The organism is Candidatus Tisiphia endosymbiont of Ditula angustiorana, from assembly GCF_964026425.1.
Classification (GTDB): Bacteria; Pseudomonadota; Alphaproteobacteria; order Rickettsiales; family Rickettsiaceae; genus Tisiphia.
Map to the genome: position 1 here is coordinate 604,008 of NZ_OZ032143.1, position 13,019 is coordinate 617,026.

A 13,019-nucleotide genomic window follows, 5' to 3' on the forward strand; every position below is an offset into this window, starting at 1 on the left:
GAGTTAGTATAGTCTATTAATAAAAAACCTTTACTTTTGCAGCTAATTAAATCAGATTAGCTAGAAAAGTAGTAAAAATAAATTAAGATTATGCAAAAAATTATTTCACTATTCTTGCTTTCAATATTTTATAACTTTTCATATGCTTGTGACTATAATTATAAAGAGACAATTAATCAAGAAATACAAAAAATAGATTCTAACATTAATATAGGAATAAAAATTAGAAATTTATTAACAGGCGATGTAATTTATGAGCAAAATGCTGATAGGTATTATACTTTCGCGAGTGCTTTAAAATTCATTACTATAGGTACTTTAAGTCAATATTTTGGCAATGATTATCTTTTTATTAATAAGATTTTACAAAATAAAGATGATTATTATTTAGACATTAATGATCCTAATTTTTCCACCAGTGATCTTGATAGTATGATAGGCATGCTTAAAAAAAATCCCATAAGACTATTGCTAATTTTTATATTATAAATTCTCAGTTTTCTCTTCCTGCGGTTATAGAAAGTGGAATGCTTGAAGACTCTAAACGTAGTTATGGCGCTCCAATTACACAAGTACATATTAATAAGAATTATATAAAGTTACAGTTACATACAAGTGAATTGGTAAAGAATAAACTACATGTAGATAATCAAGAGTTAATACCTTACAAAATTGTTAACAAGGCTATAACTATTCCAAATGGTGATAAAAATAAACTAAATATAGTGATTAAAGATAATAATTTACTAATAAATGGCACATTAAATGAAGGTCTCAAGAATTTTATTGCAGACGTAGTAGTTAATGATAATCTAAATCATATAAAATTAACATTACAACAATTATTAAATAAACATAATATTAAAATAACAGGCAAAATTTTATATAGTTCTAAACCAAAACTAGCTAAAGAAATTGTCCAAATTGAAAAAAAATTCAATCAGATTGGTAGCTACGCTTTAAAAATGTCTGATAATTATATTACAGATTACTTACTTGCTAAATTTGCTACTATATGCAAAGTAACTGATTGGGCAGAGGCAGGGCTTTTATTAAAAAAATATGTAGATGAAAATTTTGCAGTAAATTTAGATAATACAGTAATAGTTGATGGCTCTGGTTTATCTCGATATAATCTGCTTACTCCAACACATTTTGATGAGTTTTTAACTAGCATTTATAAAGATAAAAACTTTGAAACTATTAAGTTGATGCTAGCTAGACCTAATGAACCAGGCACTTTGGAAAAGCGTTTTCAAGGGATAAATATTTTTGCCAAAACGGGTAGTATGTTTGGAGTATCTTCATTAATAGGTTATGTATTTGATAAAAATAATGTACCCTATAGTTTTGTTATAGTTAGCAATAATTATTTAGGGTCAAAACTGAAATATAAAAATCTAGAAGAAGAAATAATAAGAATATTATTAAATAACCTCAATTCAAATAGTAACTAACCTGAATTCGATGTAACTTGTTACATCGAACTTTCGTGTTATATATAGAAACAATCAGGTTTGAAGCGGCTGCCCACCTGATTGTTAAAATATAACACTCCATTCAATATGTGATTTTAATTATTAAAATCACATATTGAATGATGAAAAAAGTTAAAATGCACTCGCGTCAGCTGCTTCAAGAGTGCATTTTTCCTTATAACAAAGCCAGTTCGATATAAGAATTAATAATTCTTATATCGAACTGAGGTTAACTAAGTTAATACTAGGCTCTGTATCATCACATGCGAGTAGAATATTGGATATTATTTTATGGAGAAGAAGCTGTAATTTATACAACATAGGTTAGAAAATATTGCATCTTTTAAAAATAAAAAGTAGTAAATGCTTTAAATAGTCAAAATTTTAGTTTATAATAACTTTATAATTAAAATATTATGATTTCTTATGGAAGATATTAATAACTATTGGGATAATTCAAGATACCAGTTTTGTACATATGCTGAGAGGTTACTTAATGAATTAATTTTGCTAAATACAAAAGTACAGCAACCAATAAACATTTATGAAGTCAAAAAAGGCATCTACTATGCTAAAAAATATCATGGCAGTCAAATGAGACAATCCGGCGAGCCGTATTATTCCCATCCGATTGAAGTGGCTTGTATGGTTGCCCAGTACACAGCCCTAGAAATTCCAAGATTGTTTAGGACTGACATGATTGTTACCGCATTACTGCACGATACCATTGAAGATACAAAACTGACCGAACCCATGATTGCCTATATTTTTGGCAGTCAAGTGGCTAGTCAAGTAGAAGATTTGACTAGGGTTAAACCTAGTGGCAAGATTAGCTCGGCAGAAACACTAGATTTATTATTTCAACAAAAAAAATATGATGTAGCACTGATTAAACTTTTTGATAGAATTCACAATTTAGAAACTCTAGGAGCTAAATCACTGGAAAAAGCTAAAAAGATAGTAGAAGAAACCGTAATACATTTTTTAACTTTAGCTATGCATTTAAGAATACCAACAGTAACAAAACAAATTATTACATTATGTTGTCAACATTTATCTATACCTCTACGCGAGGCTTTTGTGGATAATTTCCAGTCTCTTTCTCCAACTTTTCAAAATGAAATATCCCAAATGCAAAACCTATGCAAACTGGAACGAATATAATCATTATCCCCCAATGATGCCAATACTCAGTTAAGTAAACAATTGAAAAAGGGGTAACTACATACATTAAGGCACGAGATATGGCAAAGATAAGACTAGCACAGCTAAAACGTTTAAAGACAGGAAAATGTTTATAATATATTGGCTGTCCTAGGCTAGGACCGGTAGGTACAAATAACATAGTGAATAATTGAATTAAAAATACATCAAATGAACTATTAACATTATTTAATAAATAAGGGCAAGCTAAAGCAAATAGACAAAATATCCATAATAAGGTTTTTACAATTTTTAACGGATATATTTTATAACTTAAATATGTTAATAGCAAGGTGCTTAAGCTCAGTACAGGACAAAGAGATTAACAAGGTGATAATCGGAGTAAAGATGGTATTATTGGCTTAATAAATTTTGTTATAACTTCCATCCATTTTTCCATCATTTCTGCAATATTCAAAAATATTCTCTGCAAGTAATCTAAGCCATACCTGAATAAGGATATAGACTTTCTACCATGTTTTTTAAGCTTTATAGGTTTGATAGAATTTTGCCATTGACCCACAACATAAGCAAAAGTAAATGCTATAGCAAGTAAACCAAGCAATTTACTAATTCTATCTAAATGTATTATATGGGTATTTTCAAAATTGAAGCCCCGCGTCTTAAGGCAAGCAAAAAGGCTTTCTATTTCCCATCTTTTTTTATATATATTCACCATTCTGTAACTTCTTAATTAAATGATTAGCAGTAACTAACTCATCTTCTGCTCTACCAATGGTAAGATTGGCTTTGATTCTAATATAAAATGGTATCATTTTATCGGCTAAAAACTTTAGCCATAAATCACCTATAAACTCCCGATCCCCAAGCAATGCTGACATCTTCTCTATGCCAAATATAGTAATAAACCTTTCCATTAATTGCTGACGTTCAACGTTATTAGAAGTTCCTGCTTTTGGCAACATATCCCACATAATTGGTATAGCAATGCCTTTATGGCAAATAGATAATACTAAAATATTGATGTCAAGCTTACCAAATTTCCAATTTGTCCGATCCAGCACTAGTAACCATTGTTCAGCATCAATTCCAGCCAACCTAACCAGTAACTTGGCTAAGGACGTATATGATAATTCACATTTGGCAAAAAATCTCTGTAATTTCTTATAGCGTGATTCTTGCTTATCTCCTTTTATCGTTAAGGCAAGCTGTGTAAGATTTACATCTCTCACTTGCAATAATCCTAATATTATTTGTTCTATTAATTTTATGCTTGCAAAACTATTAAAAAAGTAGTCTCCTATTAATTGTGATAACGCTGTAATCATTCTCTTGCCTCTTAAGTCTTCAATAACCTAAGTAATAGAGCTTTGGCTACGCGTTATCTACTTATTTTCTTCTCTCCTTAATCTCTTTGTCCTGTACTGAGCTGCATGATAAAGTAACCTCAATAAAACTGTTGGAAAATCAATTTTGTACTCATGACTTAAATAGCTGTGAATTGTTTCTTGATTCTGTCTTGATGTGTTAGATATAAGTTTTCCGGACAGTTTTTTTAGGCACATTTTTGCATTTCCTCGTATTGCACAGGTGATAGATAGTCATTAGTTGAATGCATCCTTATACGATTATAAAATACTGCTATATATTCAAATATGGCATGTTTTGCTTTCTCCCTAGTTTTAAATTTATTTTGATAAATTAATCCTATCTGACTGTGGAGATGGTAGCTTATTTTTAAAATTTGTTATAGCCTGCCCTTGACGCTTATGTAAAGCTAACTGATTTATTTTTAGACGGTGATATTAGCAAGGAAGATCATGAAGAAAAACGTCAGAAATTAATACAAAAACGTGAAGATATCGTGAAAGAAATAGAAAACCATGATTATGCTGATGATAAATTTTCAGAATGCTTGGTTAACCTAGTAGAACTGGCTTCCGGAGCGTTAGAAACCTTCAAAGGTTCGACTACGGAAGGAAAACGTAAATTGATGAATTTAGTATTTGCGAACCTAGAATTAAAAGACGGAAGGCTAGACTTTATGCTACGTCCACCGTTTGACGCATTCGTAAAATGCACTAAAATCGGAGAATGGCACACCCTAGAGGATGATTTCCGAACCCAAATCGAGGTAAGAATTGTTATAAACCAGCACCTGTATTGTAACATTTGTATAGTGTAATAACTATATTAACCATGTAGATGTAATAGGCTTTTGGTGTGCCACGAGGTATCTATTGGTCGATTTACTTCCCATTTCTTACATGAGTGTACTCAGTAGCCTAGCAGCATTTAGCTTATTGTCTAACTATAGTATAGTTTCCAACTAAAGATAAAAAAATACCAAAAGCAAGAAAGGAAAACCAATAAAAATAGGGCAGTAATAGAGAAACATCTTGAAAAAAACCATTTCTACTTTAATATTCTTGTAAACCAAACTCAGGGTAGAAAACTACAGTTAGAAGACATAGTAACTATTGAAGGTCTAGATAAAAACTCAAAAACTTAACTTAATAGTCAAAGATTTTTAGTAGCAATAATGATTAGATTTTTGCTACACTACGATAGTGTTTATTTTTTATATAGTTGTTATTAATGTTAATCCTAAAGAAACAACAAGAACAAAAAGAGGTTATAAAAGTAAGTATACTTTACATATTTTCTATTGTAATCATTGTATTAGCTGCAAATGTAAGGTTTTATAAATATCTTTGGTATGAACATAAATATCAAAACTTAATACGTGTGGAATCTCAACATGATTTAATTAAATCGCTTATTATAAGTCATTTATATGTTTTTGATGATGATCAGCAAGAAAACACGGATAATAAGATATTAAAACTTAAAGACTATGTAAAAGATAATATACTTTTCCCTAAGGCTTCTTTATCTACAAATCGTTATAGCTCGTGTTATTTAACCTATATAACATTACAAGAAATGCTAAACGTTATTTCAGAACAAAACTTTATTTACAATATCAAGTTTAATGAATACCACATTATCAATAATGGGAATATAGAAACTAGTAGTAGTATAACAAGAAAATACTTAGTAACCAAAAATTTAGTATGCACTATAGAACTAAATATTAATCCCAACTCACTTTATGAAGAACAAGCTATAACAAAAATAAACCGACAAATGTTATGGTTTATGTTAGGTAGTGGTATCATCTTTATTTTAGTTATTAGAGGGATAATTTATTTAATAGAGACAAAAAAATTAAGGAACTATTAGAACGATTACGGTCAAATTTACATGAAAACGTTCAGAGAAGTAATGATATTTTATTATTTCACAAAGTAAATGAGGAATTTATATTAAAATGTTATCAGTATTCTAAAAACTCTATGTATAAAAACTTCCTTGGTAAAGTAGATTTAAACCATAATATAGAACAAAAACATAATAATGAATATTTTCCTTTAGCAATAGAATCTCTAAAAGAGAAAAAAGAAAATAGTTTTAAGGTAGAGCTAAATTCACTAATTTTAGATATAAGGAACTACTTCAAGGGTTATACTGCTTGTTATAATTCCAATATTATATTAAATATAGAAAATACAGTAGATCATCTTGTAGTTCCCTTTGAACAGGAAATATTTAATCAGATAGTCATTAGTATATTATCTAATATCTTATATTTTAATAAGGATGCAGAGAATATAAGATATGTAAAAATAATTTTTCAAGAAAACATGCTAGTGTATTCTAGCAACGGTTTTCGGTTAGATAAAAATTTAGCAATAAGATATTCTGAGAAAATATTTAATAATACAGCAAACCTATATATATTAAATTTAGGTCAAATATTTCTTTTATTGAAAGATTTTCAAATAAATCATTCAGTGATTAGAAAAGATGATCAAACAATTATAGAAATAAAAATTGATAGTGTGATATCAAAGCAAAATGATATTAATGCTCAACAAGCTAAAGTAATACAGTTAGATAAATTGCGAAATAATAGGAAACAAAATGATCAATAGGCTTATCGTTACACTATTTGTTACAGTAATTACTCTTAGTAATTCAGTATATGCCATAATTATAAATAAAGAAAAACCTGTATATTATTTTACTAATCATGAAGAGCAAATTAGCAAATTAAGAGAGAAATTAGTAAATGATAAGAAAGTAGGTGTTACTGGTATTACCGGCATGGGTAAGAGTGAGTTAGTACGTAAATATGTTAAAGAATATCAACATAAATATAATATTATAGGGTTTCTTGATGTAGCTGTGGATTTAATCCCGCAGTTCATAACAATTGCTAGAGAAATTAATAAACAAATATGTCTTAAAGAGGAGTGTTATATATCAGAAGATCCAAAAAATGTTAAGAATAGTTTAATGGAATATTTAAAACACCAAAGTAAGTGGTTATTGATATTTGATAATCTCCATATTAACGAGAACGATAAAATTAAAGATATTATAGATTGGCATCATGGTGGACATGTTATTATTTGTTCACAAGATGATAAATATTTAATTTCAAAAATCCCAGTGCCTTATTTAAAGGAAGAGCATGCTACTGTAATAATCAACAAGATTATGAAGAATCAATCACCTAAATTTGTATCAGAGTTAGTGGACAACTTAAAAGGATATCCTGCTTACATGATCGGTCATAGTGCAATTTTCCTACAAAATAATAGTCATATGACAATTGAGGAATATATAAAATATATGGAAAAGTATGATAATAAAATAAGGGGACATTTAGAGATAGTATTAAAAGAAATTACCCAATGTGGAAAAGAGTTATTATATAAGATGACTCTAGGGTGTGTCATCAATTGAGCCAAATTACCATGGAAGCCATATAAACAGCACCCAAAAAGTTCTGAGATGTTTTGTCATATCGTGTTGCAATAGCTCTATATTGCTTCAATTTTGCAAAAAAGTTCTCAATCAAATGCCTAGCTTTATATAGGTCCTTATCATACTTAGCTGGATTCACACGATTCTTCTTTGGGGGAATCACAGCTATACATCCCTTATCTTTCAGCTTATCTCGCATACGTACATCGGCATCATAAGCCTTATCAGCAAGTACAGCATCCGCTTTCGTCAATTCATTCATCAAAACATCAGATCCTTGCAAATCATGAGCTTGACCCGGGGTAAGATGGAATCCCGTTGGATTCCCTAGAGCGTCACATGTGGCATGGATTTTAGTACTCAGCCCCCCTTTACCTCGTCCAATTGCTTGGTCATCATCTAACTCTTTTTTTTAGCACCGGCACTATGTTGATGAGCCCTAACAATGGTTGAATCAATCATGGCATACTCGTTATCAGCATCTTCAGCCAGCATCTCAAAAACCTTTTTCCACACACCTGTCTTGCTCCACCTTGAATGACGTAGGTGAATCACTCGAAAATCTCCAAAACGTTCAGGTAGGTCTCTCCAAAGTATACCAGCCCTATATCGATACAAGACTGCTTCTATAAATAGGCGATTATCCTTGGCTGTTACACCAACAGACTCTTCCCTTCCAGGTAGCTTATCTTTAATCCGATCCCATTGATCGTCACGTAGAGCATATCGACGCATAGAGAAAATTTATCCTTAATTTTTTCTCTATTACACAACAAATAAACGCTCCTGTCAACTTAATTGATGACACACCCTAGTAAATTATTTGAAGCTATTTCTATGTTCTTTGTCACCTAATCCAATGTATTTTACTATATAATAACTCCCCTACAATACAGATACTACAGGGGATTATATGAGAGAAATTGTTGTAAAATTTGAAACGTCAAAAGATATCGATAATCTTAGAACAATCATGAAAAATGTTTACAGAAGTAATAGTGATCATTTACCGGATATCGCTAAATTTTACTTAGGCGATAAGATTTTCATACCGAATCAGGTAGAAAAAGCAGATCTGCACATAACAACTGCGAGCGGCACTGAAATTATAGAATTTTCTAAAGCAGCACTAAGCTTTTATCTTGGTACGCAACATCCTTTCACTAAAGTAGCCATGAGTTCTGAGGACAAGGGTAATTATATACTGCTCGTAAATGAAGAGTTGGTAGACGAAGATCAAAATCAACAAGTGCTAGGAGTGTCCAAGCCGAGGAGCACAGCGTACATTAGTACGTGAGCACCGTAGGTCTTGGACAACAACAACGCAATTGTTGATTTTCATCGAGTATATCGTCCTGCCTTGGAACTTAGGCTTACTATTACCCACAAATATTAGAGTTAGCTAATTGATAACCTTGAACTAGATCAAATAACCGTTGCCATCCTCTCCACAATACAATAGGACCAGGCTCTAGATCATTTTTTCTTGCTAAATACCCACCCAATTTAGCAACCCATATTATAGCATTTTTTATTGTAGGAATTGTATTATTAGGGGGAGCTGCTTTGTGTATCTTTACATACAAAACTCGCCATTCTTCTTCAGCTAATATTACACTACATGGTAGATTAGGATTAGTTCTGCCAATTAAAGTAATAAAAAAAATTCTCCAAGCAATTATGCTCATGATTGTCAAGTATTTTATTAATCTTTCTCCTGTTGCAAGTCTACATTGTTCAACCCTAAATCCAGATTTTAAAATTTTATGAAAAATTTCAATTCTCCATCTTAAACAATACCATCTTACTTTCTCTATAGCTTCTTCAAAATTATTGATAACTATATTGGTTAGTAACATCCATTCTAATGGTGTTGTTCCACTAGGGGGACGACGCTCAATAACATTGATGGCATATACTGGTAAATTTGGCAATGTTTCTGTTTTATGTCTTACATTGTTTACAGGAGGATTCATTATAAATTTTCCAAATCTAACTTCCAAATGTCTAATCCTATTAGCTTTATTTTCTTGACTAGTATCTTTAACTGCTATTTCTCCAGCACACTGGAAACCCGATACTACCTTCCACAAATATTGTCTATCTTTTTTGGAATATTTTGACTTTTTATTTATTTCTCTATCCTGTGCAGCTCTAACTAAAACTTTAGATTTCTGAGCTTGTGCCAATTCAAAAAAATCATATATATCAGCTTCTCTATCACAAACAGTTATAATTTGGGTATTACTATTATTCGTTGCATTAATAGTGTTCTGTAATGCATTAAGCCACTTCATACTTTCTTTATCTTTAATATGTACCGCATTACCATGACTAGTTTTTTTTAACTGTTGTATTTCTTCAGGCACTGCTGGTCTATTGTGAATCTTTTGATCCAACAACCCAAGTGCTAATCCATTGGTAGCAACCGCAAAGGCAGTATGCATTATCAGACCTTTACATTCAATATTTTTAACATTCTTTCCCTCTTTTCTTGATAACACACCCAATCCAGTAGTTTTTTTATGACTAGTATATGTGATATAACTAGTATCTTGTATAACAAGAACTTTATCATGCTCTTTGATTCTTTCTACTGCTTTAGCAATATGGGCTTCTAATATTTTTGATTCCTTAACATTATCGTTTTTAAAAAAACGATATGCTGCTTTTGTTTCTGCCCAATTTCCACATGCTTGATTAATTGAGCTTTCAGGTATATTTGCAAAATTATCAGCTATCTTTATTAACCTATTTGTCAGCCTTTTATCACCCAAAATAGCTCCACTAAATTCCTCGGTCAAATAATTATTTATTATTTCTTGACTCATACTATACCTCTACAATGTAATATTTTAATTGCAAATCAGTATATTATTTTTACTTCTTTTTCACCATTGTTATTTTGTGGGTAATAGTAAGGGAACTTAGGTAGCCGTGTTGGTAGAGATAATCTGAAGAACCTAATAAGCAGAATTACTTATAATGTTAGAAAGCTAAAATACATCATCTCTGTTAATAGTTCTAATGTAAATTGTAACGAACTATTGACCCACTATTGTAATGAACTATTGACCCACCAAACCATACTAAAAAATAAAATGAATTATAGTTTTTTGATCAGATTTTAACCATTATTAAAATTCAGATTCAGATAATATTTAACTATACTCAGTTGATGATTTTTTTATTACAATATTGCTCTTTACTAATTTACATCTTTCCCTCCTCTAAAACTTTTATTACCAGTTTCTATGATTTGACAATGATGTGTTAATCTATCGATAATTACTTTTGTTGCCTTAGCATTACCAAACATATCACCCCATTCTTCAAATCTCAAATGGGTAGTGATGATAAGCGAAGACTGTTCATATAATTTAGCAAACAGCTCAAATAATAAGAATCTAGCCTCGGCTTTTATTGGTACATAGCCCAGTTCATCTATCACAATAACATTGAATCTCTTAACTGAATCGATGAATTTGCTTTCATAATTATGCGTTCTAGCATTGAGTAATTGGCTAGCTAATTCATTTAAAGTGTAGAACCTCACCCTGTAACCCTTTTCAACCGCAGTAAAAGCTAAACCAATTGCTAGATGAGTTTTTGCAGAACCAGAACCACCTATGATCATGATATTCTGATGATTATCAATCACTTTTTGTATATCAATATTCTCAACCAATTTAGCTTGGCATGTATCTGATAGTAACTTTATGGTTGGAAACTTAGCTAACTGCAACCTATAATGCAGAGAACGTGACTTTTTATATTCACACTCTGCTTCAAGCAGTTTCTTTAACACATCATACACACTAGTAGTAGGGGCATCATTTGTTAAATTACTTGACTCAGATAACAGCATCTTCATACCTGCTAAACCTAATTTGTCTAATAACGATATTAAATCTTTCATTTAATTTACCTCCGTTGTTAAATGCAACTTGCTATAGATACTGCAATCAGCATCAGGAGGATTTTTTAGCTGAATAAACTCAGTCTCTTGGATATCTAGTTTCATTGCTGGTTGTAACAAATATTGCTCAACTAATTTAGAGCTACAGCCGCCAGCAACAATTGTTAGGTTACAAGCATTGGTTACCTTTTCTAATCCATACTTATTAACAAGTAGTAGGATATCTATAAATTGTTTATCACCATCCTTGTAAGTCTCTAACTTATTTCGTAATTTGCCAAATATCTCAGGCAACAAACTCATTAACTCTTTGAACGGTCCACCATTACGTAAAGCACCGGGTTTACGTTCTAGAGCTGCTATATAGTGCCATGGATTATAAATCTTCTGATAGCGTTTAAAACTACGTACATGCTCTGCAATAATCTTGCTTTCATGTAAAATTACTATCTGCCAAGCATAGGATTTAATCTGTACACTAAGTCCTACATATTCACATGGGACACTATACATATTGGTGTCGTATTGTATTAAACTCAAAGGTGATACGGTCGTTGGATGTAATCTATAACCCGTAAACTGCCCTCTATATCCTATTAAATATGCCTTCTCTTCCTCATATATTTCTAGAATCGTTCTTTCTGTAAATTCAGGATGTCTTTTAGTTTTAGCCCACTCTATAGACATCTCTCTTAGCTGAATGTTAATAGCTTCATAACTATCTCCTTTCAATATTGGAATAAAAAAGTTACGTCTAGTGTCTCCTACTTGTTTCTCAACCTGTCCTTTCTCCCATCCCGATGCTGGAGTACAGGCAAGTGGCTCAAATAAATGGTGAAAGGCCATTTGGATAAACTTCTCGTTAAAGATACGATCCTTGCCAATCAATATTTTTTTGACAGCCGTCTTCATATTGTCATAAATACCATTCTTACAACAACCAGCAAAAAACTTGAAAGCTTGATCATGGGCATCCATAACCATTTCCAGCTGCTCATTAGGATAAACCACTACCAAAGAATAACGACTATAGCATAGCTTTATTCTCGCTGCTTTAACTCTAGTAACCTCCCCATTTAAACATATTTCTTCCTCTCCCCAATCAAACTGGAATGCTCCTCCTAGCTCAAAATTTAGTGGTATAAAAACTTGCTTACCTTTTGCTTCATGATCTCTTCGGAATCTTCTAACTATTAGATTCACAGATTCATAACTACCTTGATAACCTGATATCTTCAGCTGCTGATGTAATTTCTTGGCAGTCATTCTACGCCTAACTGGTTCTTTGATATTCTCTGCTAATAGCTGATTTAACATCGCAAGATATTCACCTAAAACTGGCTTAGCTTTACTATATTTAGCTAATTCAAACTTGGTCGCATTACTGCGTATAACCTTTTTAACAGTATTTTTTGATATATTAAGCTCTTTGGCAATTGCTCTAATTGCCTTGCCATCAACATGATACATTTTACGTATCTTTGAAATTGATTCCACGATAAACACTCCCTAAACACTCCTACACATTATTAACAAATTATTAATTTATGTAGCAGCTACTATTTCTTTTTAGGTGGGTCAATTCTCTTTACAATTCTTGCTCTAAATGGGTCAATAGTTCG

The 13,019-nt window shown here is 31.3% G+C and carries 14 protein-coding genes and 1 pseudogene; 8 read left to right on the plus strand and 7 right to left on the minus strand.

The features are described from left to right. The first annotated feature begins 90 nt into the window (after positions 1–90). The 3 genes from AAGD29_RS02715 to AAGD29_RS02725 all read left to right on the plus strand — a co-directional run bounded on the left by AAGD29_RS02715 (position 91) and on the right by AAGD29_RS02725 (position 2,642). Entirely contained in the window at positions 91–489 is a 399-nt protein-coding gene (locus tag AAGD29_RS02715) for a D-alanyl-D-alanine carboxypeptidase (RefSeq protein ID WP_341758423.1), read from the plus strand. Further along, positions 486–1,457 carry a D-alanyl-D-alanine carboxypeptidase/D-alanyl-D-alanine-endopeptidase gene (gene dacB / locus AAGD29_RS02720; RefSeq protein ID WP_410521184.1) on the plus strand — a complete coding sequence of 324 codons (972 nt, stop codon included), beginning with the start codon at positions 486–488 and terminating at the stop codon, positions 1,455–1,457. The genes AAGD29_RS02715 and dacB overlap by 4 nt, the downstream gene beginning before the upstream one ends. 447 nt (positions 1,458–1,904) lie before the next feature. Further along, positions 1,905–2,642, plus strand: a complete 738-nt coding sequence (locus AAGD29_RS02725) for an HD domain-containing protein (RefSeq protein ID WP_341758425.1) — start codon at positions 1,905–1,907, stop codon at positions 2,640–2,642. Between the two features lie 361 nt (positions 2,643–3,003). Here the strand turns inward: AAGD29_RS02725 and AAGD29_RS02730 are convergent, their stop codons facing one another. From AAGD29_RS02730 to AAGD29_RS02740, 3 genes and pseudogenes are all read right to left on the minus strand, one after another. Beyond that, a complete protein-coding gene (locus tag AAGD29_RS02730; RefSeq protein WP_341758418.1) occupies positions 3,004–3,360 on the minus strand; it encodes a transposase in 357 nt (118 codons plus the stop codon). Next, a complete protein-coding gene (locus AAGD29_RS02735) occupies positions 3,344–3,970 on the minus strand; it encodes a hypothetical protein (RefSeq protein WP_341758417.1) in 627 nt (208 codons plus the stop codon). The genes AAGD29_RS02730 and AAGD29_RS02735 overlap by 17 nt, the downstream gene beginning before the upstream one ends. 227 nt (positions 3,971–4,197) lie before the next feature. Next, positions 4,198–4,347 (minus strand): annotated as a pseudogene (locus AAGD29_RS02740) (IS3 family transposase); the annotation flags it as partial. Between the two features lie 159 nt (positions 4,348–4,506). Between AAGD29_RS02740 and AAGD29_RS02745 the strand changes: the two are divergent. The 4 genes from AAGD29_RS02745 to AAGD29_RS02760 all read left to right on the plus strand — a co-directional run bounded on the left by AAGD29_RS02745 (position 4,507) and on the right by AAGD29_RS02760 (position 7,457). After that, a complete protein-coding gene (locus tag AAGD29_RS02745) occupies positions 4,507–4,827 on the plus strand; it encodes a recombinase RecB (RefSeq protein WP_341758426.1) in 321 nt (106 codons plus the stop codon). Positions 4,828–5,240: 413 nt separating this feature from the next. Continuing rightward, positions 5,241–5,888 carry a hypothetical protein gene (locus AAGD29_RS02750; RefSeq protein WP_341758427.1) on the plus strand — a complete coding sequence of 216 codons (648 nt, stop codon included), beginning with the start codon at positions 5,241–5,243 and terminating at the stop codon, positions 5,886–5,888. A 113-nt stretch (positions 5,889–6,001) separates the two neighbouring features. Beyond that, the gene (locus AAGD29_RS02755; protein ID WP_341758428.1) at positions 6,002–6,640 is read left to right on the plus strand and encodes a hypothetical protein; all 639 of its coding nucleotides are present in this window, start codon (positions 6,002–6,004) and stop codon (positions 6,638–6,640) included. Beyond that, entirely contained in the window at positions 6,630–7,457 is an 828-nt protein-coding gene (locus AAGD29_RS02760) for an NB-ARC domain-containing protein (RefSeq protein ID WP_341758429.1), read from the plus strand. The genes AAGD29_RS02755 and AAGD29_RS02760 overlap by 11 nt, the downstream gene beginning before the upstream one ends. On the opposite strand, the gene AAGD29_RS02765 is transcribed toward AAGD29_RS02760, so the two are convergent. Then, a protein-coding gene (locus AAGD29_RS02765) for an IS5 family transposase (RefSeq protein WP_341758430.1) occupies positions 7,450–8,213 on the minus strand; the annotation gives its coding sequence in 2 pieces (ribosomal slippage) (positions 7,450–7,878 and positions 7,881–8,213; 762 coding nt in all). The genes AAGD29_RS02760 and AAGD29_RS02765 overlap by 8 nt on opposite strands. 178 nt (positions 8,214–8,391) lie before the next feature. Between AAGD29_RS02765 and AAGD29_RS02770 the strand changes: the two genes are divergently transcribed. Next, on the plus strand, positions 8,392–8,775 hold the full coding sequence (locus tag AAGD29_RS02770; RefSeq protein ID WP_341758431.1) for a hypothetical protein: 384 nt from the start codon (positions 8,392–8,394) through the stop codon (positions 8,773–8,775). An 82-nt stretch (positions 8,776–8,857) separates the two neighbouring features. Here the strand turns inward: AAGD29_RS02770 and AAGD29_RS02775 are convergent, their stop codons facing one another. The 3 genes from AAGD29_RS02775 to istA all read right to left on the minus strand — a co-directional run bounded on the left by AAGD29_RS02775 (position 8,858) and on the right by istA (position 12,894). Continuing rightward, entirely contained in the window at positions 8,858–10,309 is a 1,452-nt protein-coding gene (locus AAGD29_RS02775) for an IS4 family transposase (protein WP_341757292.1), read from the minus strand. 377 nt (positions 10,310–10,686) lie between these two features. Next, positions 10,687–11,397 (minus strand): IS21-like element helper ATPase IstB, encoded by a 711-nt coding sequence (gene istB, locus AAGD29_RS02780; RefSeq protein ID WP_341758432.1) that lies wholly within the window; start codon positions 11,395–11,397, stop codon positions 10,687–10,689. Continuing rightward, positions 11,398–12,894, minus strand: a complete 1,497-nt coding sequence (gene istA / locus AAGD29_RS02785; protein WP_341758433.1) for an IS21 family transposase — start codon at positions 12,892–12,894, stop codon at positions 11,398–11,400. Positions 12,895–13,019: the final 125 nt, after the last annotated feature.

Excerpts from the sequence above, each read along its gene's own strand:
- AAGD29_RS02725 (WP_341758425.1), top strand. The coding sequence starts at position 1,905 with ATGGAAGATATTAATAACTATTGGGATAATTCAAGATACCAGTTTTGT.
- AAGD29_RS02715 (WP_341758423.1), top strand. The coding sequence starts at position 91 with ATGCAAAAAATTATTTCACTATTCTTGCTTTCAATATTTTATAACTTT.
- AAGD29_RS02755 (WP_341758428.1), top strand. The coding sequence starts at position 6,002 with ATGTATAAAAACTTCCTTGGTAAAGTAGATTTAAACCATAATATAGAA.
- AAGD29_RS02735 (WP_341758417.1), bottom strand. The coding sequence starts at position 3,970 with ATGATTACAGCGTTATCACAATTAATAGGAGACTACTTTTTTAATAGT.
- AAGD29_RS02770 (WP_341758431.1), top strand. The coding sequence starts at position 8,392 with ATGAGAGAAATTGTTGTAAAATTTGAAACGTCAAAAGATATCGATAAT.
- AAGD29_RS02760 (WP_341758429.1), top strand. The coding sequence starts at position 6,630 with ATGATCAATAGGCTTATCGTTACACTATTTGTTACAGTAATTACTCTT.
- AAGD29_RS02750 (WP_341758427.1), top strand. The coding sequence starts at position 5,241 with ATGTTAATCCTAAAGAAACAACAAGAACAAAAAGAGGTTATAAAAGTA.
- AAGD29_RS02775 (WP_341757292.1), bottom strand. The coding sequence starts at position 10,309 with ATGAGTCAAGAAATAATAAATAATTATTTGACCGAGGAATTTAGTGGA.
- AAGD29_RS02730 (WP_341758418.1), bottom strand. The coding sequence starts at position 3,360 with ATGGTGAATATATATAAAAAAAGATGGGAAATAGAAAGCCTTTTTGCT.
- istB (WP_341758432.1), bottom strand. The coding sequence starts at position 11,397 with ATGAAAGATTTAATATCGTTATTAGACAAATTAGGTTTAGCAGGTATG.